Here is a 26,928-nt window from a genome sequence, read left to right on the forward strand (position 1 = left end):
TAAATTTGCAGTCGAAATTTTAATATCTAAACGATAAATTCATGTCAGAAACTACATCCAAATACGTCAAGTATAAAGTAAAGGATATTTCCTTGGCTGATTGGGGCCGAAAAGAAATCAGATTAGCAGAGGCAGAAATGCCAGGTTTGATGGCCTTGAGAGAAGAATATGGTGCTTCTAAACCCTTGAAAGGGGCGAAAATTGCTGGATGTTTGCACATGACCATCCAAACTGCCGTTTTGATTGAAACCCTAATCGAATTGGGGGCTGAGGTGACTTGGTCTTCCTGTAATATTTTTTCTACCCAGGATCATGCCGCCGCAGCCATTGCCGCTGCAGGAGTTTCTGTCTATGCATGGAAGGGGATGACTGCTGAAGAGTTTGACTGGTGCATCGAACAGACTCTTTTCTTTGGAGAAGAAAAAGAACCATTGAACATGATTTTGGATGATGGTGGTGACTTGACCAATATGGTATTGGATAAATATCCAGAATTGGTAGCAGGCATCAAAGGACTTTCTGAAGAGACAACTACCGGGGTTCACAGACTTTATGAAAGAATGAAAAATGGAACCCTGCCAATGCCTGCCATCAATGTGAATGACTCGGTAACCAAATCCAAGTTTGATAATAAATACGGTTGTAAGGAATCCTTGGTGGATGCCATCAGAAGAGCAACCGATGTGATGTTGGCCGGGAAAGTGGCTGTTGTGGCTGGATATGGAGATGTAGGAAAAGGTTCTTCGGCCTCTTTGAGAGGAGCAGGAGCTAGGGTGATTGTTACTGAAATTGATCCTATTTGTGCCCTTCAGGCTTCTATGGATGGTTTTGAAGTGAAAACCATGATCAATGCAGTAAAAGAGGCAGATATCGTGGTAACTGCTACTGGTAACAAAGACATTATTACCGGAGAACATTTCAAAGCCATGAAAGACAAAACCATTGTTTGTAACATTGGCCACTTTGATAATGAAATTGATGTTGCCTGGTTGAATAACAATTATGGAGATAGCAGAGATGAAATCAAGCCTCAGGTTGATCTTTACAATGTAAATGGGCATGATATTATCCTTTTGGCAGAAGGGAGATTGGTAAATTTGGGCTGTGCTACCGGCCACCCATCATTTGTGATGTCCAATTCATTTACCAATCAGACATTGGCACAATTGGAATTATGGTCCAATACAGATAAATATGAAAACAAGGTTTATGTATTGCCTAAACACCTGGATGAAAAAGTGGCTGAGCTTCACCTGAAAAAATTGGGTGTTGAATTAGAAACGTTGACTGAAGATCAAGCCAAATATATTGGTGTGGAGGTAAATGGTCCATTCAAGCCAGATTACTACAGATATTAATATTTTATTACCAAATATTTTTAAAAAGCCGCCGTTGAGCGGCTTTTTTTATTTTTATAGGTATATTGATACTATGACTTTTAATTGTTTAGACTTATGAAAAATTTGGAAGGAATGCTCAAAGAAGATGCTCTGGAAGGAAAAACCATCCTGATAACAGGTGGTGGGACAGGCCTTGGGAGATCTATGGGAAAATATTTTCTCCAATTGGGTGCCAATTTGATCATTGCAAGCAGGAAAAAGGATGTTTTGCAAGAAACAGCCAAGAAGCTTGAAAATGAAACGGGTAGGCAGGTTTTGCCCTTGGTATGTGATGTCAGAGATAAGGTTCAAGTGGAAACCATGTGGGCAAAAGCTAGTCAGGAATTTGAAGAAATTAATGGTGTAGTCAATTGTGCTGCAGGAAATTTTATCTGCCCAACCGAACGGCTTTCTGCGAATGCATTTGACACCGTGGTGGACATAGTTTTGAAGGGTACTTCTAATATGACCCTAACTGCCGGAAAGCATTGGATCCATAATAATCAGGAAGGGGTGTTTTTAAATATTGTTACCACTTATTCCTGGACGGGCTCGGCATTTGTTGTTCCTAGTGCTGCTGCCAAGGCAGGGGTTTTGGCCATGACCCGCTCTTTGGCTGTGGAATGGGCCAAATATAATATCCGTACCAATGCTATAGCTCCTGGTCCATTTCCTACCGAAGGGGCTTTTAGTCGGTTGATGCCCGGAGAGTTGGCAGATGAATTTAACCCAGCCAGGAAAATCCCACTCAAAAGGGTAGGAGAGCATCAGGAGTTGGCCAATTTGGCAGCTTATTTAATGTCTGATTATTCGGGATACATCAATGGGGAGGTAGTCACAATCGATGGAGGAGAATGGCTCCAGGGGGCTGGGGAGTTTAATCATTTAAGGAATATTCCAGAAGAACTTTGGGATTCTTTGGAAGAGGTTAGGAATAAGAAAAAATAAAGGTGAGGGGTTAGATTTGAGTCCCCTGCTTTGCACTAGCCCACCAAACCTAGTGAATTAACAAAGCCAATATAAAAAAAATGAAAATTAAGAATGAATTGTCTTTTTGACTTAGCGTAACCCTCCGATTCGACGATCCCACGGTTTTACAATTCGACAAAATTCCTGATAATTACAAATGAGGTGAAATTGCCCTTTCTGATTGCTTGGCCACAAATTCATCTGAACCCTTTGGAAATAAACTGATTGATCCATTCCAAGTGGGTAAATATTGATGTATGTTTGTTTCGTCAATCACCGATGCATCAATAAAATACCATTTTCCTGAATTTTCATTGGAAACCGCAATAAGGGTGTTTTCGGAAATCAGTTTACCTCCCGGTACGTCCAAAATGGATTTTACAGGGATCAAGGCATGAATTTCACCATTTGATTTGGTTATCTTTTTGGCCTTTCCCATTTTAATTTCCTTTAATTCCACCCCAGTGGATTTTTGAAAATCAATGATGTCCACCAAAGCATTCCTTAAAGCCTCTTTTCCTCCTGATTTTTGAAGAACATATGGGTAGGTGAAATCAATCAATGTTTCCACATCTTCCGATAATTGTGCTTTTGAATATTCCTGGGCAGCTTGATCCAGGGATGTTTGTTGCGCTTGACTACCTGTATAAGAAACTAATAAAAAAAGAGGTAGGATTAGGGACTTGATCATTCAGATGGATTTTGTTTTTCGCAAAGGTAAAGTATTAAATGTCTGAATACAAGAAGGTTAAAAATGTTTACGGTTTTGGTAATTTTCCTTATTCCTCAAGTGAATTTGTTGAAAAAAATATAATTTCTTCTCCATCTACTTCGAAACTGATTTCAATGGGCCGGCAACAAACTTCGCAATCTTCAATATATTTTTGCCTGGGGACACTTAGGTCCAAAATCACTGAGATTGTGGAAAAACAATAAGGGCAGGTAAAGAATTGTTCTTTGGTTAGCATGTTTCTGATAATAGTCAATACATAAAAATAGGTTTTTGGGAGGAAGGAATCAAGTTGTCTTATCCAGGGGAATAGTTTTTCCTTTTGAATATTTATTAAGGAATCCGGCTTAAGTTAATGGATAATTTGCCCAAACTACCCTATAAAGTCCAAGTTTTTGAGTTGCCTTCATTTCTAATTAAATAGTAGCGTATTAATTTTAACAAAGATTATATAAAACTTCCCAGAAAACCTTTTTTATATTTGTAAGTAATATTTGTCATGAGACGATTGCTTCAAATATCGCTATTGTTGATCTACCTGATGCTGAATGCTGGTTTGAGTTATTCCTTGCATTTTTGTGGGGAGGACTTTGCTAGGATCAATTTATTTGGAGAAGACAAAACATGCTGTCCTGAAGGGGAGGAAAAGCCGGGGTGTTGTGATGATATTTCCCATATTGACCTCCAAAATGGAGATGAAAACCCAACCTCAATCCCTCATTATCAATTTTTGAAAGCTGAAATAGCTCCTGTCCCTAAACTACTTTTTGATATATTGGATTGTCTTTCTCAAAACCTGGAATTAAAACCTCTACTTTATCAGGAGGATAATGCACCTCCTGAGGAAAACTCCCTTCATATCCGTCATCAGGTGTTTTTGATTTAGCATTTTTCGAGTGATTAATGGTTTTTCCCTATTGAATGCTGCTCAATGCCATTAAGTTATTGAAACAATGGTTTTACGCAAAGATGCAATAGGCAGTAAAGTTTTCTTATTTATAAACCTTTAAAACTTTGCGACTTTTGTTCCTCCGCGTGGAATTTTAAATTTCTTCATTTAATAGCAGGGCATTGCAGTTGGAGATGCCATGCTGAAAAGTTCAAATAATCTGGACTTACCTTCCTAATTTATTCTTTAAATTACCTGTTTGGTATTTTATCATGTTAAATAAGATTATCAAATACTTCCTAGAGAACAAACTGGTAACCGTTCTCCTGATTTTGGGCTTAATCATTTGGGGGATTGTGACTGCCCCATTTGGTTGGAAATTGGAGCCATTACCCTCCGATCCGGTACCGGTAGATGCCATTCCCGATATTGGTGAAAACCAACAAATTGTTTTTACCCAATGGGCAGGTAGGTCTCCGCAGGATATTGAGGATCAAATCTCCTATCCCTTAACTACCTATCTTTTGGGAATCCCCGGGGTAAAATCCATTCGAAGTACCTCCATTTTTGGGTTTTCCAGCATATATATCATTTTCAATGAGGAGGTGGAGTTTTATTGGTCCAGATCAAGGATACTTGAAAAGCTCAATGCACTCCCTGCAGGTTTGCTTCCAGAAAGTGTTCAGCCTGCCTTGGGGCCGGATGCAACCGCCTTGGGTCAGATATTTTGGTACACCCTCGAAGGCCGGGATCCGGAGGGAAATCCAACAGGTGGCTGGGATTTGCATGAAATCCGGTCTGTTCAGGATTTTTATGTGAAATATGGATTAAATGCCACAGAAGGAGTTTCTGAAGTAGCTTCAATTGGGGGCTTTGTTCAAGAGTACCAGGTGGACGTGGATCCTGATGCATTGAAAGCTTATGATATTTCGCTTCATAAAGTAATGCAAGCCGTCCAAAAGTCTAATAAGGATGTTGGGGCTAAAACCATTGAAATTAATCAGGCGGAATACCTTGTTCGGGGTTTGGGCTATGTGAGAAAAGTGGAGGATATTGAAAAAGCAGTAGTTGCCGTTCAGGACAATGTTCCTATACGCATCCAGGATATTGGAAGAGTCAGCTTAGGGCCTGCTACCAGAAGGGGTATTTTGGATAAGGATGGAGCAGAAGTCGTTGGAGGAGTGGTGGTGGCCAGGTATGGTGCCAATCCCATGAAGGTTATCAATAATGTAAAAGCAAGGATCAAGGAGATTGCACCTGGCCTTCCTCAAAAGACTCTGGGCAATGGGGTGAAAAGCCAACTGACTATTGTGCCTTTTTATGACCGCTCCGAATTGATCCATGAAACTTTAGGGACCCTTGAGGAAGCCTTGTCTTTGGAAATATTGATTTCCATTTTGGTGGTGATTGTGATGGTTTATAACCTGAGAGCTTCCTTGCTGATATCCAGCTTGCTGCCTATTGCCGTATTGATGGTATTTATTGCCATGAGGTATTTCGGGGTGGATGCCAATATTGTTGCCCTTTCCGGGATCGCCATTGCTATTGGTACCATGGTTGATTTAGGTATTATTCTGTCCGAAAATATCATTAAACACATGGAGGAGGCACCGGAAGGGCAAAGCCTAATAGAAACAATTTACCGTGGAGCTTCCGAAGTGTCGGCAGCAATATTGACAGCAGTTTCAACTACAATTGTCAGCTTTATTCCAGTATTTACCATGCAGGCTGCCGAGGGGAAATTGTTTGGGCCATTGGCCTTTACCAAAACCTTTGCCCTTATAGCTGCCCTGATTGTTTCCCTTTTGATACTGCCCACTTTGGCCCACTGGTTTTTCGGGATCAACATAAAAAATCCGAAGGCAAAACAATGGAGCAATATTGCATTGTTGGGGATAGGCCTGGTTGGGCTTTTATTGGGGCATATATGGGCCGGAACTGTTTTGGCGGTTTATGGAGCCGTTTTCATCTTGAAAAAAAGATTTTTGTCCAAGGAAAATCCAGTAAAAAACTGGAAGGGAAAGCTCCTTAAAAATGTGGACCTCATCATCATAGGTTTAAGTGTGGTCTGGCTTTTGGCCAAATATTGGCTGCCACTGGGACCTGGAAAAAGCTTGATCCTCAATGCTCTTTTTGTTTTCCTTTTGGTAGGGCTTATTCTTGGGGCATTTATTCTGTTGGAATATTATTATAAATCCCTTTTGAAATGGTGCCTTGAAAATAAAGGTAAGTTTTTACTGATCCCCAGCCTTTTCATAATCCTGGGTTTAAATATTTGGTTGGGATTTGATAAGCTATTTGGGTTTGTGGCCAATGGCCTTGAAAAAGTGGGTTGGGAGATCCGCAATACTTCCGTTTGGTCAGGTTTGACCCACCAATTCCCTGGAATAGGAAAGGAGTTTATGCCTTCTCTGGATGAAGGGAGTTTTCTGTTGATGCCTACTTCTATGCCCCATTCAGGAATTGCCTATAACCGGGAAGTATTGGGGCAAATGGACATGATGCTGACCAATATCCCTGAGGTAGAGCTGACAGTGGGTAAACTGGGAAGGGTGGAATCAGCCCTGGATCCTGCACCCATTTCCATGTTTGAAAACATTATCAATTATAAACCGGAATATGTGCTCAATGAAAAAGGATTTAGGGTCCGTTTTAAAGTTGATAAAATGGACCGATTCATTTTAGCATCAGGTGATAGTTTGTCAAATGAAGATGCCTTAAATCAAGGGGTTACAAAGGATCAGTTGATTCAGGATGATAATGGGCAATATTTCAGGAATTGGCGTTCCCATATCCAATCTCCGGATGATATTTGGGAGGAAATAGTCAAAGTTACCCAGATTCCGGGGATTACCTCGGCACCAAAACTCCAACCCATTGAAACCCGCTTGGTGATGCTTCAAACCGGAATGCGAGCTCCAATGGGGATAAAGGTCTATGGGCCTGATCTGAAAACCATCGAACAGTTTGGCCTACAATTGGAAACCATTTTAAAGGAAGTCCCTTCGGTCAAGAGTGAGGCAGTTTTTGCTGACCGGATCGTGGGTAAACCTTACCTCCATTTGAATATCAACAGGGAGGAAATTTCCCGGTATGGGTTGAATGTGGAGGATATACAGCAAACCATAGAAACGGCAATTGGGGGAATGAAAATTACTTCTACTGTAGAAGGAAGAGAGCGGTATCCGGTCAGGGTGCGGTATCCGCGGGAATTGAGAGATGACCCTGAATCACTGGGTAGAATACTCCTTCCAACCCCAACGGGTGCTCAAATACCTATCCGGCAGGTGATTGATTTTGAATATGTAAGAGGTCCACAAGCCATTAAAAGTGAGGAGACTTTTTTGGTAGGCTATGTCCTTTTTGATAAACGGGATGGAAATTCTGAAGTGGGTGTAGTCCATGAGGCCCAAAATTACATCCAGTCCAAGATTGATTCCGGGGAATTGGTAGTTCCTCAGGGAATTAGCTATAAGTTTTCTGGAAGTTATGAAAACCAGGTCAGGGCAGAAAAAAGGCTTTCTATTATCGTTCCCCTGGTTTTGGCTATTATTTTCCTGATCCTTTATTTCCAATTCAAATCAGTGGCCAATTCATTAATGATATTCTCGGGAATACTGCTGGCTTTTTCCGGAGGATTTTTGATGATCTGGCTTTATGGTCAGGGCTGGTTTGCCAACTTTTCCATTTTTGGAACCTCCATCCGCGACCTTTTCCAAATGCATACTATCAATTTAAGTGTGGCTGTTTGGGTAGGGTTTATTGCCTTGTTTGGTATTGCTACCGATAATGGGGTCTTAATTGCGACTTACCTGGATCAGAGTTTTAAAAGAAACCAACCCCAAAACCTACAAGAAACCAGGGAAGCGGTTATTGAAGCAGGAATGAGAAGAATCCGGCCAGCACTTATGACTGCAGGAACTACCATGATAGCCCTTTTGCCGGTGTTGACTTCCACCGGAAGGGGAGCGGATATCATGATCCCAATGGCTATCCCTTCTTTTGGAGGGATGGCACTTTCACTGATCAGTGTATTTCTGGTGCCGGTGCTGTATGCCATGAGGATGGAGTACAAACTAAAAAAACGACAATCATGAAAATTTTCATTTATATAAGCCTTTTATGCATGTTTTGCCTTTCCCCTTTGTCGGCCCAAACGCTGGAGGATTATTTTAGTATCGCTGCTCAAAATAACCCGGGGTTAAACGCCAAATACAGGGAGTTTGAAGCCTCCCTGGAAAAGGTTAACCAAGTAAATACCTTGCCTGACCCTACTTTTTCCTTTGGGTATTTTATTTCTTCTGTAGAAACCCGGGTAGGGCCTCAACAGGCCAAATTTTCTCTGACCCAAATGTTTCCATGGTTTGGAACTTTGGAGGCCAAGGGGCATGTGGCTGCTTTAATGGCAGAGGCCAAATACCAAGCCTTTTTAGATGCCCGGAATCAATTGTTTTATAAAGTGGCTTCTTCTTATTATCCCCTGTATGAATTGGAGCGGTGGAAAAAGTTGGAAATGGAAAATATCCAACTATTGGAGTCTTATAAGACTATTGCCACCAAAAAGTTTGAAAATGACCGAGGAAGCATGGTAGATGTGGTCAGGGTTGATTTAATGTTAAAAGAAGCTGAAACCAATTTGGAAATCCTTACCCAAAAAGAGGCACCATTAAAAGCCCAATTCAATCAATTCCTCAACAGGGATGAAAAGAAAGAAGTACAAGTCAATGAATCCCTTGAAGTTGAACTTATTCCGGAAAAATATCGAAGGGACTCCTTGTTGTCCATTAACCCGGGCTTGGAGGAATTAGAGATAAAAATAAAAGCCAGTGAAGCCCAAGAAAAAGTGGCCGCTAAGGAAGGCCTTCCCAAGTTGGGTATTGGTTTGGACTATGTCTTAGTGGGGGAGAGTCAGGGTACCGGAATGACTGTACCTGAGGAAAGTGGAAAAAATGTCTTTATGCCCATGGTATCAGTAAGCCTACCCATTTTTTGGAAAAAATATAAGGCAGCAAAAAGGGAAGCTCACTTGATGCAGGAAGGTTTTGCCTTGCAAAAGGAAGAATATTCCAATTCCCTGAAGTCAAAATATGAAATGGCAAGTTTTGAATTGGAAAAACAATTGTCACTTGTCAGGCTTTATGATCAACAAATACAAGAAACCCAACAGGCTTTGAATTTAATATTTTCAGCTTACAGCAATTCGGGAAAAGAATTCGAAGAAGTGTTAAGGATGCAACAACAATTGTTGAAATATGAAAAAATGAAAGCTTCAGCAAAGTCCCAGTATCAAATAACCCTTGCTCAATTGAATTACCTTACAGCCAAATCATACTGAAATGAAACCTAATCAAAAAATAATAATTGCAGCCCTCAGTACCTTGGTAATAGGCTTGGTTTTGGGAGGCTTGATCTTTGGTGGAGGAAACGCTTCCGAAAAATCAGCGGAGCATATTCATGCAAATGAAGAAAAGGAAGCAGGAGAAGTCCAAACCTGGACCTGTTCCATGCACCCCCAAATCCGTAAAAATGAACCAGGGAAGTGTCCCATATGTGGCATGGAACTGATTCCCTTGGAAAACGAAGAAAATGGCTTTCTGGACCCAATGGTCGTAAGTATGTCTCCAACAGCTATGGAATTGGCCAAGGTAAGTACTATTAGGGTAGGAGGAACCGAAGCAATAAAGCAAATAAGATTGAATGGAAAGGTCCAAACTGATGAGCGGTTGGTTTTTTCCCAGTCTTCCCATATTCCGGGCCGTGTCGAGGATTTACAAATCAATTTTACCGGGGAATATGTGCAAAAAGGACAAACCATTGCCAGAATCTATTCCCCTGATTTGGTTACCGCCCAAGAAGAGTTGTTTGAGGCTCAGAGTATTAAAGATACACAGCCTCAACTGTTTCAATCTGCCAAGGAAAAGTTGCTGAACTGGAAGCTAAGCCCAGATCAAATTGATCAAATTCTGAAAAGAGGAACTCCGCTGGAAAATTTTGCTGTTCAAGCGGATGTTTCGGGTTATGTTACAAAGAAAAATGTCAACCCTGGAGACTATATTAGGAAAGGGGAGGCTATCTACAAAATTGCCGACCTCTCCAGGGTTTGGGTGCTTTTTGATGTTTATGAATCAGAAATTCCTTGGATCAAAAAAGGGGACAAAGTGGAGTTTACTGTTTCCTCCCTTCCAGGGGAATTGTTTCAGGAAACTATTGATTATCTGGATCCAGTGATTGATCCCAAAACCCGGGTGGCCAAAGCAAGGGTAGTGATGCCGAATAAAAAATTGAGATTAAAGCCTGAAATGTTTGTCTCGGGAACCCTTGAAGCTCAATTGGAACAGAGAACAAAAAAACTATCCATTCCCAAATCAGCCGTCATGTGGACAGGGAAACGTTCTGTGGTTTATGTAAAACAGAATACCTCCAAAGGGGTAGGGTTTAAGATGCGGGAGATCGTTTTAGGGCCAGCCTTGGGTGACAGTTTTCTGGTAGAAAAGGGCCTGGAAGAGGGAGAAGAAATAGCAGTAAACGGAACCTTTAGCATAGATGCTGCCGCCCAATTGGCTGGAAAACCCAGCATGATGAGCCCTGAGGGTGGAAGTGCCATGACCGGACATCAGCATGGAACTGTTCAGGGAAAAATGGAGCCGGAAAAGAAAGGTACAGAACAGTCCATTTCGATTTCCTCAAAAGCAAAATCTGCTCTAGGGCATTTATATACCTCCTATTTTCAATTGCAAGGATCATTGGTATCGGATGACTTTGAGGAGGCCAAAAAAGCAGGTGTCCGTCTTAAAGAATCCTTGGGTCAGGTCAATATGAATTTGTTTTCCGGTCAGGCCCATGGCCAATGGATGACTTACAGCAGTGATTTAAAGGATGCCCTCCAACATGTTGACCAGTCGGGTGATTTGAAAGAATTAAGGGAAATATTCAAGGAAGTATCAGATGTTTTTATCCAAATAACAAGAGGTTTTAGGAATCCAATGGGAGATAAAATGTATGTACAGTTTTGTCCCATGGCCAACCAAAACCAGGGGGCAAGTTGGTTAAGTCAAAAACCGGAAATTCATAACCCCTATTTTGGCCAAGCTATGCATGACTGTGGAGAAACTACCACTACCATCCCCTAAATAGCCATTCTGAAAAAATACAAAACTTAAAAATTATATATCATGAAAAATTCAATGCACCTTTTGGTAATTCTTGCCCTCCTTCTCAGTAGTTGTAATGGGAAAAAAGAAAAAGAAAACAGCGGAAATTCCAAGGATGAAATGAATCATCAAACCACTGTTCAGGAACATGACCATTCACATGAAAGCATTGTTCCAGATGCCCAACAGGTAAATGTCAAAATAAACAATTCCACAACTAAATTTCTGGAAGCTTACCTTTCCATTAGAGAAGCCCTTGCTCAGGATAAAAGTGCCTTAGTGGCCGAGGAAAGTGAAAAATTAAAGCAGGGTTTTGAAAATATTAATCCCAGTCCAAAAGATGAATTGAGCAAGGATATATATGAGAATATCCTAAACCAGGTAGAAGCTTTGATCCAAAACAAAGGAAACATTTCTGATCAACGGGAAAATTTTGAAAACTTAAGTAATGGGGTCAAAACCCTGGTGGTCCAATTGGGGGCTGACAGGACCCTTTTCCAAACCTATTGCCCCATGTTTAAAGACAATAAAGGGGGGATTTGGTTAAGTTCAAGTCCCGAAGTGGAAAACCCCTATTTTGGTGGTAAAATGTTGACTTGCGGTAGTGTGCAGGAAGTATTATCTACCAGCCAAAGCCATTGATGGAGATGTAGGTAATTTAAGGAAAAGATTATTAGTTAATCGATGCCAACAGCTAGGGGTTTTTTCCACTGTTTCATTTAGAATCAAATAATTAATTTAAGTGGGGCTGGAAAAAAATCTGAATCATTGTGCCAGGTCCTCAAGAAATTCATTTAAACCTAAAAACTATTGCCATGGAACATCAACATTCTTCTCACCATGATCAACATGAAAACCATGATCATTCCTCAAAAAAGCAGAAAAATCACCATAGAAAGGAAGGGCACCAGGAACAAGGAGAACACCACCATGATCACGGAGACCATCATGGCCATATGATCAGTGATTTTAAAAGGAGGTTTTGGGTTTCTTTGATTTTGACCCTGCCGGTGTTACTGTTATCCCAGATGGTCCAGGAATGGTTGGGTATAAAATGGGAATTTACTGGGGACCGGTATGTGCTTTTTGCTATTTCATCCGTGATATATTTTTATGGAGGTTGGCCATTTTTAAGTGGGCTGAAAGGCGAATTAGCCAAAGGCAAACCGGCCATGATGACTTTGATTGCACTGGCCATAACAGTAGCATATGTTTATAGTTCAGCGGTAGTTTTTGGACTGGCTGGAATGGGTTTTTTCTGGGAGTTGGCGACTCTTATTGATCTAATGTTATTGGGACATTGGATAGAAATGAAGTCTGTGATGGGGGCCTCAAAAGCTTTGGATGAACTGGCCAAATTGATGCCTTCCGAAGCCCATAAGATTCTGGAGGATGGATCAACGGAAGAAGTGAAAATTACAGAATTGGAAAAGGGGGATAAGGTATTGGTCAAGCCTGGTGAAAAAATTCCTGCAGATGGAAAGGTGCTGGATGGAAACAGCTATATCAATGAAGCCATGCTAACGGGAGAATCCAAACCAGTCCAAAAGCAAAAAGGTCAAAAAGTAATCGGTGGTTCGGTCAATGAAAGGGGGGCATTGCAAGTGGAGGTGGAACATACCGGAAAAGAAGCTTATTTGTCCCGGGTTATTGATATGGTGGGAGCTGCCCAGGAAACCAAATCCAAAACCCAAAATCTGGCCAATAAAGCAGCAGGTTGGCTGTTTTATATCGCTTTGATAGCAGGGTTGGGAACCTTGGCAGCTTGGATGTTTATGGGGGAAGCCTTTGATTTTGCCCTGGAAAGAATGGTGACAGTCATGATTATTTCCTGCCCTCATGCTCTGGGCTTGGCCATTCCCCTGGTAGCAGCCATTTCCACCTCAGCTTCTGCAAGGGTGGGGCTTCTGATACGGAACAGGACTGCATTTGAAAAAGCCCGGAATATTACTTTAATGGTTTTTGATAAAACCGGAACCTTGACAAAGGGATCATTTGGAGTGACCCGGTTTGAAAGTGTAGATCAAGATCTTAACAAAAATGACATATTGAAAATTGCAGGGGCTGTGGAAAGCCAATCGGAGCACCCCATAGCCAATGGAATTATCAAAAAGTTGAAGGAAAAAGATCTGGAAATTGGTTCGGCCAAAGATTATGAAAATATCAGCGGTGAAGGAGTAAAAGCCACCTGGGAAGGGAAAAATGTGAAGATTGTAAGTCCTGGTTATTTAAAAAAAGAAAAATTAGAACTTCCAGAAGGAGCCTTTGAATCTGAAAAGGAAACCGTAGTGTTTTTATTGATGGAAGGAAAGGTGGCAGGTTATATTGCTTTGGCAGATGAAATCAGGGAAGATTCCTATGAGGCCGTGGAAACCCTGAAAAAAGAAGGTATAAAGGTAGTGATGGCTACTGGTGATAATGAAGATGTAGCAAAAGCAGTGAGTGAGTCTTTGGATTTGGATGGATATTACTCAGAAGTATTACCCGAAGAAAAGCAGGAATTGGTCAAAAAGGCCCAGAAAGAAGGTGAAATTGTTGCTATGACCGGAGATGGGGTGAATGATGCCCCGGCTTTGGCTCAAGCGGATATTGGAATTGCTGTAGGTTCGGGCACTGATGTAGCTGCAGAAACAGCGGATATTGTGTTGGTACATAGTAACCCGAAAGACATTGCTGCCCTGATACTTTTTGGAAAAGCCACTTACAGCAAAATGGTTCAAAATCTAATATGGGCAACAGCCTATAATGCTGTTGCCCTTCCCCTTGCTACAGGATTTGTATCAGGTTGGGTGATCAGCCCAGCTATGGGAGCAGTATTTATGAGTTTAAGTACAATTATAGTAGCCTTAAACGCGCAATTGCTCAAACGAAAATTAAAATTGCAAAACAGTTAGTTTCTTACGAAACGGGATGGGTCAGGGAGCCAAACCTTTTGATAATGGCTTTTTCCAGGTCATCCCGGTGTTCTGGAGCTGCTATTTTCATCAATTCATAAGCCCTTTGGTGCAGGTTTTTACCGTAAAGATAGGCTATCCCATATTCAGTGACTACATAATGCATATGGGCCCTAGTGGTTACCACACCTGCGCCTTCTTTTAAGAAAGGAACAATTTTGGAAAACCCTTTTTTGGTGGCAGCTGAAAGGGCCATGATAGGTTTTCCTCCTTCCGAAAGTGCAGCACCCCTCATAAAGTCCATTTGTCCACCTACTCCAGAATATTGGTAAGTGCCTATAGAGTCTGCGCAAACTTGGCCGGTAAGATCCATTTCCAAACAGGAATTGATGGAAATCATTTTAGGATTTTTTCGGATTACTGCGGTATCATTGACATAGGAAGTTGCGTGAAAGGAAAATATTGGATTGTCATTGATTCGGTCATACATTTTTTGGTTCCCTACCGCAAATGCACTAACAATTTTCCCAGGATGCCGGGTTTTGAATTTATTGGTCAATGCGCCACTATCCATCAATCCCAGAATACCATTGGAAAACATCTCTGTATGTACCCCTAGGTCTTTATGGTTGTGGAGGGCATCCAATACAGCATCAGGGATGGCCCCAATGCCCATTTGTAAAGTTGAACGGTCTTCAATTAATTCTGCTATATTCTGACCGATTTTTCTTTCATTTTCCCCGATTTTGGTGCTATAATCCACTGAGGGTAAAGGATCATTTGCTTCCACTACATGGTCAAACCGGCTGATGTGGACCATACCGTCACCATGGGTTCTGGGCATATGAGGATTTACTTGGGCAATCAGGATTTTGGCGGTTTCCGCTGCAGCTCTGGCAATATCTACGGATACCCCCAATGAACAATAACCATGGGCATCCGGAGGGCTGACATTTAACAGGGCAACATCCAAAGGGAGAATATTTCTTCTGAATAATATACCGATTTCACTTAGAAAAATGGGGACGTAACAACCCTGAGGTGAATTGACCGCAGACCTGACATTTTCCGAAACAAAAAGAGAATTGATAAAGAAACTGTCTCTGCACCTCTCCTCAGTTAAGGGCATAGCACCTAAAGTGGTGATGGATACTATTTCAACATTTTTCAACTCCTCTGACCGGTTGGCGAGTGCTTCAAGGAGGGTTGAAGGTGTGGCAGCACTGCCGTGAACAAATACGCGGTCATTACTTTTGATGACTTTTACAGCCTCATCAGCAGTGGTGTATGAATAACTCATATCCTTGTGGTTTTAGGATGAAAAGAAAGATTTCTAATTACTTCTATTTTAATCATTTATAATGGTACAAAGCAAAGGGTTATTTTTTGGGAACTAACTGACATTTGTCATGTTTAGGGATGATTTAAAGCTTGAGAAGGCCTGGAGAATCTTTAATATATTTGGATGGTGTTGATGTGGTAAGGGGTTCGCCAAATAATATATGGATCAAATGCTGTTTTAACCTGAAAGAAGTGGTTTGATTTTGTTATATTCGCATACATTATAAAGCAAATGGGACAATGGTTTTATCCGTTTAATTTCAAAAGGAATAAGTTCTCCTTTGTCCTGCCCAAAGTAAACCGCATACATGTCCAAAAAAAGTTCAACATACCGCCCACAAAATCCTGTAAGAATAGTCACCGCCGCCTCTCTTTTTGATGGACACGATGTGGCCATTAATATTATGAGAAGGATCATTCAGGCTGCAGGTTGTGAGGTTATTCATTTAGGTCACAACCGTTCGGTGCAGGAAATTGTGGAATGTGCTATTCAGGAGGATGTCCAGGCCATTGCCATTACTTCCTACCAGGGTGGGCATTTGGAATTTTTTAAATATATGTATGATTTGCTTCAGGAACGTGGTGCAGGTCATATTAAGCTGTTTGGAGGAGGTGGTGGGACCATCCTTCCTGAAGAAATCAAAGAATTACATGGTTTTGGTATCACAAGAGTTTATTCACCAGATGATGGAAGAAAGATGGGCTTGCAGGGAATGATCAATGAAGTGGTGAAGGAGTCTGATTTTCCAATTGGGAAAGATTTACAACCTGACCATTCCCTTGAACTAAATAATGTGAAAACAATTGCCAGGGCTATTTCTGCTGTAGAAAATTATCCTGAAGAATGCCAAAAGCTAATGGATTGTTTTCGGGAAAAAGCCCAAAAAAGTAATGTTCCCATATTAGGAATTACAGGTACGGGGGGAGCCGGAAAATCCTCTTTGGTAGATGAGTTTGTCAGGCGTTTTCTGAAGGATTTTCCAGATAAAAATTTGGCTATTATTTCTGTGGACCCTTCAAAGAGAAAAACAGGAGGAGCCCTGTTAGGGGACCGGATCCGAATGAACGCCATTAATAGTTCAAGGGTTTATATGCGGTCTTTGGCCACCCGTCAGGCCAATTTGGCGCTTTCAAATCATGTTCAAGATGCTGTAGATATTGTCAAAGCAGCTGGTTTTGACCTGGTCATATTGGAAACTTCCGGGATTGGACAATCGGATACGGAAATCACTGAGCACTCAGACCTTTCATTGTATGTAATGACGCCAGAGTATGGGGCTGCTACCCAGTTGGAGAAAATAGATATGCTGGATTTTGCTGATGTCATTGCCCTGAACAAATTTGACAAAAGAGGGGCTTTGGATGCCTTGCGGGATGTAAGGAAGCAATATTCCAGAAACCATGGCCTTTGGGATGCCAAGGAGGAGAATTTGCCTATTTATGGTACCATTGCCTCCCAGTTTAATGATCCAGGTATGAACCAGCTTTACCATTATATCATGAAAAAGTTGGGAGAACTTGCTCCTGAAAAACTACCTGTCAAGAAGTTGGGCGAATTTTCTTCCTCGGAAAAAATATTTATTATTCCACCGTCCAGAACCCGGTATTTGTCAGAAATAACAGAAACAAACAGGAGTTATGACCAATGGGTTGAGGAACAAAAAGAAATTGCTCAAAAGCTATTTGGCCTAAAAAAATCCATGGAGGCCGTCAAAACCATGGAAGTTGGGGATGTGGAGGGAATTTTAAAATCCCTTCAAAAGGTTTATGAAAAAATAGCCTTGGAATTAGATCCAAAAAATAAAAAATGGTTGGAAGAATGGCCTGAAATAGTTGGGAATTATGCCAAAGATCAATTTGTTTTTCAGGTTCGGAATAAGAAAATAAAGGTTAAAACTTTTTCTGCTTCTTTATCGGGAACGCGTATCCCCAAAGTGGTTTTGCCCAAATATGAAGCTTGGGGAGATCTTTTGAAATGGGGCCTTAGGGAAAATGTCCCCGGAGAATTTCCTTTTACGGCTGGCGTTTTTCCTTTCAAAAGAGAGGGAGAGGACCCCACCAGGATGTTTGCTGGGGAAGGGGGACCTGAAAGGACCAATAAGCGGTTCCATTATGTATCCAGGGACATGCCGGCCAAAAGGCTTTCTACTGCCTTTGATTCTGTAACACTTTATGGAGAGGACCCGGATTACCGTCCGGACATTTTTGGGAAAATAGGTAATTCGGGGGTCAATATTTGTTGCCTGGATGATATGAAAAAGCTGTATTCCGGTTTTGATCTGGCAGATCCACTTACATCGGTTTCCATGACCATCAATGGTCCTGCAGCAGCAATGACAGCTTTTTTTATGAATGCAGCCATAGACCAGCAATGTGAAAAATACATTATGGATCACGGTCTTGTAGAAGAAGTTGAGGGCAAAATTAAGGAGATTTATAATGAAAAAGGAGTGGAAAGGCCATTCTACGCAGCATCCTTGCCAGAAGGGCATAATAGGTTGGGCTTGATGTTATTGGGGGTTACCGGTGATCAGGTTTTGGAAAAAGAAGTTTATGAAAAAATTAAGGCTGATACCCTAACAAAAGTGCGTGGGACGGTGCAAGCTGATATTTTGAAAGAGGATCAAGCTCAAAATACCTGTATTTTCTCCACAGAGTTTTCTCTTAGGTTAATGGGAGATGTACAACAATATTTTATTGATAAGGGAGTAAGAAATTTCTATTCTGTATCCATTTCAGGCTACCATATTGCAGAAGCTGGGGCCAACCCCATTACCCAATTGGCATTGACCCTTTCCAATGGCTTTACCTATGTGGAATATTATGTTTCTCGGGGAATGGATATCAATAAATTTTCTCCTAATCTGTCCTTTTTCTTTTCCAATGGAATCGATCCTGAATATGCGGTGATTGGCAGGGTGGCCCGAAGGATATGGGCCAAGGCCATGAAATTAAAATATGGAGCCAATGAACGCTCCCAGATGCTGAAATACCATATTCAGACTTCAGGGCGTTCATTGCATGCTCAGGAAATAGACTTCAATGATATTAGAACCACCTTACAGGCCTTGTATGCCATTTATGATAATTGCAACTCATTGCATACCAATGCTTATGATGAGGCCATCACTACCCCTACAGAATCATCTGTAAGGAGGGCCATGGCCATCCAGTTAATTATTAACAAGGAGTTGGGCCTTACCAAAAATGAGAACCCAAGCCAAGGGGCATTTATTATTGAAGAACTTACCGATTTGGTAGAGGAAGCTGTATATTCGGAGTTTGATAGGATTACCGAGCGGGGAGGCGTTTTGGGGGCCATGGAAACCATGTATCAACGGGGTAAGATCCAGGAAGAAAGCCTTCATTATGAAACCCTCAAACATTCAGGGGAATACCCCATCATCGGAGTGAATACCTTCCTATCCTCAAAGGGATCTCCAACGGTGACTCCCGGAGAAGTAATCAGGGCTACTCCGGAAGAAAAGGAACTTCAAATTAAGGAATTGAATAACCTGCATTTAAAATATAAAAGCCTTGCAGCTGAATTATTAGTTGATTTAAAAAAATCAGCTGTTGAAAATGGTAATGTCTTTGGCCAACTAATGGAAACGGTAAAACATTGTTCTTTGGGGCAAATTACCCATGCGTTGTACGAGGTGGGCGGCGAGTACAGGAGAAATATGTAAGGTGGATATTATTCTAAACAAACAGGAAAAATTTATAACAATAAAATAAAATAATTAATAATGGCGAAAAGAAATGTAACCGTCACTATGAAGGATGATTATGAATATGAATCTGTCAATCCTTCTGGAAATAAAGTGTCCATTGACATGTATGATCCCGATAAAAAGCAACATCAATCTCCAATGGATTTGGTGCTTTCTGCAGTGGCAAGCTGTGCATCTGTGGATGCAGTATTGATGATGAAGAAAAAAAGAAAGACGGTTTCTGGTTTTACAGTGGAAGCTGAGGGTGACCGGGATGAAGGGATTCCTGCCTATTATAAAAACATCCATATGAAATTTATTTTGACCTCCCCGGATGCTACCGAGAAGGAGTTTGCCAAGGTTATCAAATTGGCGGTGGACAAATATTGCTCCGTTTCTGCTTCCCTCAATGCTGAGATAACCTATTCATCAGAAGTAAAAAAAGAAGCATGAGGGTAATCCGCGAATTTTCTAAAAATGATCTCCGAATATCCATTTTTGTTTGGAACAATAAATACCTCCTGAAATACGAGCAGGGAATGGCCGAACAGACCTTTAAGGTGAATGAAACGGATATTTTGGAAGAAAGCGACCTGGAATTGTTTTTCTCCGATGATTTTCTGGGAGAAGTCCAAAAAAGGTTTGAGGAAATGCATCAATCTCTTAGAAACCAGTTGGAAAATATTTAAATTCGTATATTGTTTAAATATTCAAAGATGAGATGGTGTTTTTCTGTAAATGTGGTGATTTTATTAATTTCTTCGGCTTGTAAAAAGGAAATTAATGAGGGAAATACCCAACAATTTGCCGATTTGGACTCCATTATTAATGTTATTGAGTCCAGGCTTTTTCCTTTGGAGGAAGACATTGATCAATTGACCAACTTTACAGAAGAACTTTTTCAAAATCAGGAGTTTTATATCCAAAAAGCAGAGAAGGAAAGATATAAAATTTCGGAAGATGGGGTGGTTTTCAAGGAAGATGTCCAACCTTATGAAAGCGGTGTTTATGTGGCCGCCAATACACCCAATAGGGAAAAAGCTTTGCAACAGCTTTATTATACAGAGGCCATGGATTCCCTTTTGAGAATAATCAAAAACAAGACTCCATTCATTTCCCAGGTTTATTTTAATACCAAACTGCAAATGTGCAGGATTTATCCTGAATTTGATGTGTTAAATATTGCTGATGCCAATTTGGACCTGACTTCATTTAATTTTTATTATCTGGCAGATGAAGTTAGAAATCCGGAAAGGGAGTCCAGATGGGTTGAAGAAGTATATATAGACCCTGCAGGCCGGGGCTGGATATTGTCCCTGATCCACCCGGTTTATTATTTGGGTGATCTCAAAGGGGTGTTAGGCATCGATATTACCGTTAAGGATCTGTTCCAACAGTTTTTAAATATTAAGGGAAAGAAAATTGTAATTGTGGATGGTTCGGGGACAGTTGTTGCCGGGACTTCTGCCGCTATTGAAACTTTAAACCTACCCCGTTAAAATATCATACTTACATTCAGACCATTAATTCAGATAATTACAGAAAAGAGGATTTCAATCTTTTTAAAAGTAAAAGCAAGGAAGTCAGAAAAATGATATCAAAATTTTTGCTGGAAAATGATAATCAATTTATGTACCGTGAGGGGCAAAATTCATATAAAGTGTTGTGCAGACAAATGAATCTGCTTAACTGGTATGTATTGCAAATAGGTTAATAGAGGAAAGGTTCTCAATGAAGGATGGGCTAAGATCACAAAAATTTCAATTATTGACAGGACTGACCTTTGGTTCAGTCTTATTGATAGTTTTTTTGGCATATTTTTTTTACAATGCCTTGTCCAACAACCATTTAAAAACCAATAGGCAATTTTTGAATAAACAAGTTGAGTCAGCCTCTAACGAAGTTAAAAGAAGGTTTAACACCCTAAAAGAAGACCTTATTTTTTATAAAACTAATTTGGAATCAGGCCTTGGAAAGGAAGGGAGAATTAATGAGGCCAGGATCCGCAAATTGCTCAATAGTTATATCTACCTTATTGATACCCTTTATGTGAAAAATCAAGGGGAAATGCTGGGGTATACCATTAGAAATAACAATTATTTTGAGGTAATACCCATTGATCAATGGCCCGACTTCAAGGATAAAGGAAGACATTTGTTAATATCCAGTGGGGATAAAAAGGTTGAGTTGGCAGTTTCTCTTCAGTTATCTCATTTTATCAATTATTTTTCAAATAATTATTACCTGGGAGAAACTGGATATAAGTTTTTTGTGGAAGGAGACCAAATTCACCAAATCTCATCTGACCGAGATGAAGGGGGGATGTTTGTGGCCCCTGAAATGGCTGCACAAGTAAAAAAAGATGTTCAAGAAGGGGTGAAAGGAGATTATTCAGGGGAGATTAGGGCAATAGATGGAAAACAAAAGGAATCCATATTAGCACAATATCCTTTTAATCTTTATCCATTACAACAAGACTTTGCATTGATTTTTGCCCTGGACAAATCTCCGGTTTTTACCAAGATTTATACAACATATTTTTACCTTTTTCTAGGGTTATTTGGATTATTACTCTTTATCATCTTTTTGATGATCAAATACTTCCGGAACATGAGCCAAAAGAACCAGGAATTGGAATCTAAGACAGGGGAGATCAATCTGCTTTTTGGGCAGCAAACCATGCTTCTACAGGAAACTAATGGCTTTGTTTATTATCATAATCAAAAGGGGATGGTTTCAAATGTTAGTGATAACCTGAAGGATGTTTTGGGGTATTCCAAAGAGGAGTTTATTGAAAATAATAAATCCTATATTGTCCCGGAAGACTTAAGGAGGCTTCAGAAAATGGCTCAAAATGCTTTGGTAAACAAAGAAGATTGCCTTTCCTATGAAATCAGCTTTATCAAAAAGAATGGAGAAGTTATCCGCACAAAAAACTTTGAAAAACTTTTTATGATGAAAAGGGAGTTTTTACCGGGAGTGTAGGAATTTGCACGGATATTAATGAAAAGTACCTTGCGGAACAGGAGTTGATCAAAAGTGAAAACCGGCTTAGGTTGGTCCTGAACAGCCTTCCGGATGTGATTTTCATATATGATCATCAAGGTTTTTATAAGGATTTTTATGTTCAGGATGAAACGCTTTTTGTTCAAAAACCCAGTGAAATATTGGGGAAAAGCGTAATGGAAGTTATTCCCAGTCCAATGAATGAGGATTTTATGGATGCCCTGAAAAAGGCGGTTAAAACCAATATGCTTCAAACCAGGCAAATTGAAATGGAAGGATCCAATGGAAAAAAATGCTTTGAGGTTAGGTTCTTTAAATTGGATGAAGAAAGGGTGATTTCAATAGGCAGAGAGGTGACTGGTCAAAAGCTTTGGGAAAAAGGGCTGCAGGAAGCCAAAGAAATGGCAGAAATAGCCAATAAGGCCAAATCTGACTTTTTGGCCAATATGAGTCATGAAATTCGGACCCCAATGAATGGCCTTTTGGGAATGATCCACCTATTGGAAGATACCCAATTAGATACCCAACAAGAAGAGTATATTAAAGTGATCAAAGACTCGGGGGAGTCCTTGCTTTCAATAATTAAAGATATTCTGGATTACTCTAAAATTGAAGCGGGCAAACTTGAATTAAACCTTAGCAGCATCCAGTTCAAAAGGGAAATTAACCGAGCCATCAATATTTTTTCAGGGATGGTGGCCAAAAAAAACATTAAAATTAATTTGTCCCTCAGTCCTGAAATTCCTGAATGCCTTATTATTGACAAAGAGAAATTAAATCAAATTCTATTCAACATTGTGGGGAATGCGATTAAGTTTACCCCTAATGGTGGTAGAATTAGTATTTCTATAAAGGGAGAGCATATAATGGAGGATAGTTTGATGATTAATTTCTCTATCTCTGACAATGGGGTGGGTATTCCTGTTTCTAAGATTGACCAATTGATCCATCCCTTTACCCAAGTGGGGAACGGAACGGAGACCGAAAAAAATGGGGCAGGCCTGGGCCTTGCTATTACCCATAAACTAGTAGAATTGATGGGTGGGAGTCTGAATGTCAGCAGCGAAGAAGGTAAGGGTTCGGAATTTTATTTTGCTATTTTTGCCACTATTTCCGAAAAGGAAAAGGTAGGTCTTGACAGTACGATCGAATCCAATCTTTCTGCCCTATATGATATGGATTATTTAGCAGGGCAATTTCCGTTGGATATTTTATTGGTGGAGGATAATGAGATTAACCTTCAGTTTATGCGGCTTTTGATGAAGCATTTGGGCTACCAACCTGAAATTGCGCTTAATGGTGTAGAGGCCTTGGAGAAAGTGAAAGAAAGAGAATTTGACCTTATTTTGATGGATTACCAAATGCCCTTGATGAATGGTCCGGAAGCCACCAAAGCCATAAGGAAATTAGAAAACGGAAAGTCGGTGAAAATCATCGGGCTCTCTGCCAATGTTTTCAAGGAGGAAATCGAAAAAGCCATGCTTACCGGAATGGATGATTACCTTGCCAAGCCCGTTAAAATTCAGGATTTGATCGATAAAATAAAGGAGAGTTTTGATTACATAAAAAAAGCCTGATTTTAATCAGGCTTTTTTCAGTCAGGAATAGTCAAAGGGATGGTTTTTGCTTAAATGGTGCAGGCATTTACAGTCCTCTTACGTGATGAATTATGACCATCCCAGATATTATTGAGATTTTATATTTTGGTTTCTATATCGAAACCTTCCAAGTAATCTGCCACCCTTTTTACAAACATTCCTCCTAAAGAACCATCAACTACCCTATGGTCATAGGAATGGGAAAGGAACATTTTATGCCTGATGGCAATTACATCCCCCGATGGGGTTTCTAATACAGCCGGTTTTTTGGTAATCGTTCCAATAGCAAGGATGGCCGCTTGAGGTTGGACAATAATGGGAGTTCCCATGATATTGCCAAACTGCCCTACGTTGGAAACAGTATAGGTCCCACCGCTTAATTCATCGGCAGATAATTTATTTTCTCTTGCCCTTTTGGCCAGATCATTGATTTTCTTGGAAAGGCCGGAAAGATTATATTCATTAGCCTTTTTGATTACAGGAACTATTAAATTACCACTTGGCAATGCAACCGCAATACCAATATTGATGTCTCTTTTCTTAATGATTTTATCTCCCTCTACTGAAATATTGATCATAGGGAAATCCTGAATGGCTTTAGCCACTGCCTCAATGAAAAAAGGAGTAAAGGTAATGGGTTCACCTTCTTTTTGCTTGTAAGCTTCTTTTACCTTGTTTCTCCATTGGACAATATTGGTTACATCAGCTTCTACAAATGAAGTAACATGAGGAGCAGTTCGCTTAGAATGTAACATCCTTTCAGCTATCATTTTCCTCATGCGGCCCATTTCAATGACCTCATCACCTGCATTAATGCTGGGTTCTGCTTTTGGAGAAGGAAAAGTATAAGGGGTTTTCTTCTCGGTTGATCGTGTTTTGAGGTAATTTAGAATGTCAATTTTGGTGACCCTACCTTCTTTCCCAGTACCAGGGATTTGGTTCAATTCATTTGCGTCAATCCCCTCTTCCTTTGCTATACTCCTTACTAAAGGGGAATAAAAACGATCTCCAAAATTACCCTGATTAAGGCTATTGCTTTCTAATAGGGAAGCAGTTTGTTCAGGTGCTGCTCCCAATAATTCCTCTTTATCGGAAATTTCCCCAGGTTCATCTTCCTCTTTTTCAAGGGTTTCTTCTTCGGGCTCGCCGTTGGTTTCAATCACCGCAATTGGGGCGCCCACGGCAACTACATCACCTTCATTGACTAATATCTTTTTTAAAACCCCCGCATGGGATGAAGGAACTTCTGTGTCCACCTTATCTGTTGCCACTTCCAAAACCGCTTCATCCTGTTCGATGGTTTCCCCTTCCTCCTTCAGCCAGGTAAGAATAGTGCCTTCTATTATACTTTCACCCATTTTGGGCATTACCATTTCTACAGTTGCCATGCTAATTTATTTAATTGGGTTTATTTCCGAGTTTTAAAATTATATTTTAATTATATGTTTCCAAAATCGTTGAATTGAAATTTTAAACCGTATCGTTTAAAATGACTTTTCTTAAAAGATTAAGAGCTCCCACCCCTGTTCGTTGTATATTTAGCATCCTTTCTTCCCCAAGTTGTAACTTTTTGGTGGTGACTTGGTTGTGGGTAGCACAAGCTATCCAAACAGTACCTACAGGCTTTTCCGGGGTTCCTCCCCCGGGACCTGCTACTCCGCTGCTGGCCAAACCATAATCAGCCTTAAACTTTTTTCGGACCAAAGCGGCCATTTCAGTAACTGTTTCCTCACTGACTGCGCCATGTTTTTCCAAAGTGTCCCTGCTAACCCCCAATTCTGCTGCTTTGAACTCATTGTGGTAGGGGACAATAGAACCATTATAATAATCACTGCTGCCCGCAATGCTGGTAATCAAATGGGAAATGTAGCCTCCTGTACAACTTTCTGCCAAAGCTACTTTTTTATTACTTGCTTTCAAAAGTCTTCCCACTACCGTTTCCAGGGAGTCTTGATCATAACCATAAACATAGGCTGTAATCATGGGAAGAACTTTTTCAATTTGATCTGCTACCTCCATTTGCAGTTGGGATTGGTCTTTGCCAAAAGCGGTTAATCGCAATTTGACCTCACCAAGAGAAGGCAAATAGGCTAATTTAATATGCCCCGGAAGCTGGTCTTCCCAATCCCGAATTAAGTCAGCCAACCAACTTTCTCCTATGCCTACCGTTTTTATTACTTTATGGTAAATTGAAGGTAGTTTAAATAGGGACTTGATTTTTGGAATAACAAACTCCTTTATCAAGTTTTTCATTTCGTGGGGTACCCCTGGCATTGACATCCAAATACAACCATTTTCCTCAAACCACATTCCCGGAGCTGTTCCCATTTTGTTGGGAACATAAGTACATTTGGTAGGCAGATGGGCTTGTAATTCATTCAAATGGGTCAATTCTTTTCCTCTTCGGGCAAAGAACTTTTGGAGGTCTTCTTTAGCTTCTGGAACCAGCTGGATATCACAATTAAAATATTCTGCCATCAGGGGTTTGGTCAGGTCATCCCTGGTTGGCCCCAGCCCACCTGTTATCAAAATAATATTAGCCCTGTGCTCGGCATGCTTAAATGCCGCCAAAATATCCTTGGTATTATCACCGATAGTGGTCTTTCTAACCACTTTGACTCCAATTTGGTCCAATTGCTGGCTGATCCAGTGGCTATTGGTATCCATTATCTGCCCATAGAGCAACTCGTCTCCTATAGAAATAATTTCAGCTTTAATGTCAGCCATTATACTTTTGGGGAAGATTTTATCCTTTTAAAAGTTAAAAAGGTACTGTCATACTCGTTTTTTTCATCTTTTGGATGAAATTCCTCGCTCACTTTTTTCCAATCAGACCAATCCACTTTGGGAAAAAAAGCATCTCCAGATGGGGCGCAATCCACTTCAGTGATGATCATTTCATGGGTGTAGGGAAGTGCTTGTTCATATATTTCAGCTCCACCTGCAATAAATACTTTTTCAAGATTTTTGGACTTTGCAAGTTCCAAAGCTTCATCTAACCCATGTACAATATAGTGTCCCTCTGGTATTGGATACTCAGATTTTCTCGTAATCACTATGGAAGTTCGATTGGGAAGCGGTTTTCCCATGGATTCATAGGTTTTCCTCCCCATGATCAAATAATGTCCAGTGGTTTGACGCTTAAAATGTTTTAAATCAGAGGAAAGCCTCCAAATGAGTTTATTGTCCTTCCCGATTACATTATTCTTGGCTTTTGCTACAATAATAGAAATAATCAAAACCCTGTTTTTTTTGTCG

The 26,928-nt window shown here is 40.5% G+C and carries 20 protein-coding genes; 14 read left to right on the plus strand and 6 right to left on the minus strand.

Features of this window, described 5'->3' with window-relative positions; translation table 11 throughout:
• The first annotated feature begins 41 nt into the window (after positions 1-41).
• Entirely contained in the window at positions 42-1,358 is a 1,317-nt protein-coding gene (gene ahcY, locus QWY93_RS12715; RefSeq protein WP_290248637.1) for an adenosylhomocysteinase, read from the plus strand.
• A gap of 96 nt (positions 1,359-1,454) precedes the next feature.
• On the plus strand, positions 1,455-2,327 hold the full coding sequence (locus QWY93_RS12720) for an SDR family oxidoreductase (RefSeq protein WP_290248638.1): 873 nt from the start codon (positions 1,455-1,457) through the stop codon (positions 2,325-2,327).
• A 172-nt stretch (positions 2,328-2,499) separates the two neighbouring features.
• Here QWY93_RS12720 and QWY93_RS12725 read toward each other — a convergent pair whose 3' ends face one another.
• Together QWY93_RS12725 and QWY93_RS12730 are read right to left on the minus strand one after the other, a co-directional pair.
• Positions 2,500-3,039, minus strand: a complete 540-nt coding sequence (locus tag QWY93_RS12725) for a hypothetical protein (RefSeq protein ID WP_290248639.1) — start codon at positions 3,037-3,039, stop codon at positions 2,500-2,502.
• 88 nt (positions 3,040-3,127) lie between these two features.
• Complete coding sequence (locus tag QWY93_RS12730; RefSeq protein WP_290248641.1) at positions 3,128-3,316, minus strand: CPXCG motif-containing cysteine-rich protein; 189 nt, start codon at positions 3,314-3,316, stop codon at positions 3,128-3,130.
• 261 nt (positions 3,317-3,577) lie between these two features.
• Between QWY93_RS12730 and QWY93_RS12735 the strand changes: the two genes are divergently transcribed.
• The 6 genes from QWY93_RS12735 to QWY93_RS12760 all read left to right on the plus strand — a co-directional run bounded on the left by QWY93_RS12735 (position 3,578) and on the right by QWY93_RS12760 (position 14,012).
• Positions 3,578-3,964 (plus strand): HYC_CC_PP family protein, encoded by a 387-nt coding sequence (locus QWY93_RS12735; protein WP_290248642.1) that lies wholly within the window; start codon positions 3,578-3,580, stop codon positions 3,962-3,964.
• A 275-nt stretch (positions 3,965-4,239) separates the two neighbouring features.
• Entirely contained in the window at positions 4,240-8,064 is a 3,825-nt protein-coding gene (locus tag QWY93_RS12740) for an efflux RND transporter permease subunit (RefSeq protein WP_290248643.1), read from the plus strand.
• Positions 8,061-9,302, plus strand: coding sequence for a TolC family protein (locus tag QWY93_RS12745; RefSeq protein WP_290248644.1), 1,242 nt, complete (start codon positions 8,061-8,063; stop codon positions 9,300-9,302). The genes QWY93_RS12740 and QWY93_RS12745 overlap by 4 nt, the downstream gene beginning before the upstream one ends.
• 1 nt (position 9,303) lies before the next feature.
• A complete protein-coding gene (locus QWY93_RS12750; RefSeq protein WP_290248645.1) occupies positions 9,304-11,097 on the plus strand; it encodes an efflux RND transporter periplasmic adaptor subunit in 1,794 nt (597 codons plus the stop codon).
• A 42-nt stretch (positions 11,098-11,139) separates the two neighbouring features.
• On the plus strand, positions 11,140-11,760 hold the full coding sequence (locus QWY93_RS12755) for a DUF3347 domain-containing protein (RefSeq protein ID WP_290248647.1): 621 nt from the start codon (positions 11,140-11,142) through the stop codon (positions 11,758-11,760).
• Between the two features lie 173 nt (positions 11,761-11,933).
• Positions 11,934-14,012 carry a copper-translocating P-type ATPase gene (locus QWY93_RS12760; protein ID WP_290248648.1) on the plus strand — a complete coding sequence of 693 codons (2,079 nt, stop codon included), beginning with the start codon at positions 11,934-11,936 and terminating at the stop codon, positions 14,010-14,012.
• 4 nt (positions 14,013-14,016) lie between these two features.
• Here QWY93_RS12760 and QWY93_RS12765 read toward each other — a convergent pair whose 3' ends face one another.
• Positions 14,017-15,312, minus strand: a complete 1,296-nt coding sequence (locus QWY93_RS12765; protein ID WP_290248649.1) for an acetyl-CoA hydrolase/transferase family protein — start codon at positions 15,310-15,312, stop codon at positions 14,017-14,019.
• A gap of 349 nt (positions 15,313-15,661) precedes the next feature.
• Here QWY93_RS12765 and QWY93_RS12770 point away from each other — a divergent pair, with 349 nt between their 5' ends.
• The 6 genes from QWY93_RS12770 (at position 15,662) to QWY93_RS12795 (ending at position 23,649) form a co-directional block, all read left to right on the plus strand.
• Positions 15,662-19,042: a methylmalonyl-CoA mutase family protein gene (locus QWY93_RS12770; protein WP_290248650.1), complete on the plus strand. Its 3,381-nt coding sequence runs from the start codon at positions 15,662-15,664 to the stop codon at positions 19,040-19,042.
• Positions 19,043-19,102: 60 nt separating this feature from the next.
• Positions 19,103-19,519, plus strand: coding sequence for an OsmC family protein (locus QWY93_RS12775; protein WP_290248651.1), 417 nt, complete (start codon positions 19,103-19,105; stop codon positions 19,517-19,519).
• The gene (locus tag QWY93_RS12780; protein ID WP_290248652.1) at positions 19,516-19,755 is read left to right on the plus strand and encodes a hypothetical protein; all 240 of its coding nucleotides are present in this window, start codon (positions 19,516-19,518) and stop codon (positions 19,753-19,755) included. The genes QWY93_RS12775 and QWY93_RS12780 overlap by 4 nt, the downstream gene beginning before the upstream one ends.
• Before the next feature lie 27 nt (positions 19,756-19,782).
• On the plus strand, positions 19,783-20,565 hold the full coding sequence (locus tag QWY93_RS12785; RefSeq protein WP_290248653.1) for a GAPES1 domain-containing protein: 783 nt from the start codon (positions 19,783-19,785) through the stop codon (positions 20,563-20,565).
• Positions 20,566-20,935: 370 nt separating this feature from the next.
• Positions 20,936-22,051, plus strand: a complete 1,116-nt coding sequence (locus QWY93_RS12790) for a PAS domain-containing protein (protein ID WP_290248655.1) — start codon at positions 20,936-20,938, stop codon at positions 22,049-22,051.
• Positions 22,052-22,122: 71 nt separating this feature from the next.
• A complete protein-coding gene (locus QWY93_RS12795) occupies positions 22,123-23,649 on the plus strand; it encodes an ATP-binding protein (RefSeq protein ID WP_290248656.1) in 1,527 nt (508 codons plus the stop codon).
• Between the two features lie 119 nt (positions 23,650-23,768).
• On the opposite strand, the gene QWY93_RS12800 is transcribed toward QWY93_RS12795, so the two are convergent.
• The 3 genes from QWY93_RS12800 to QWY93_RS12810 all read right to left on the minus strand — a co-directional run bounded on the left by QWY93_RS12800 (position 23,769) and on the right by QWY93_RS12810 (position 26,909).
• Entirely contained in the window at positions 23,769-25,058 is a 1,290-nt protein-coding gene (locus tag QWY93_RS12800; protein ID WP_290248657.1) for a dihydrolipoamide acetyltransferase family protein, read from the minus strand.
• 82 nt (positions 25,059-25,140) lie between these two features.
• Positions 25,141-26,397, minus strand: a complete 1,257-nt coding sequence (locus QWY93_RS12805) for a competence/damage-inducible protein A (RefSeq protein WP_290248658.1) — start codon at positions 26,395-26,397, stop codon at positions 25,141-25,143.
• The gene (locus QWY93_RS12810; RefSeq protein WP_290248659.1) at positions 26,397-26,909 is read right to left on the minus strand and encodes a dihydrofolate reductase; all 513 of its coding nucleotides are present in this window, start codon (positions 26,907-26,909) and stop codon (positions 26,397-26,399) included. Before QWY93_RS12810 ends, QWY93_RS12805 begins: the two co-directional genes overlap by 1 nt.
• Positions 26,910-26,928: the final 19 nt, after the last annotated feature.

The organism is Echinicola jeungdonensis (assembly GCF_030409905.1).
Lineage (GTDB): Bacteria > Bacteroidota > Bacteroidia > Cytophagales > Cyclobacteriaceae > Echinicola > Echinicola jeungdonensis.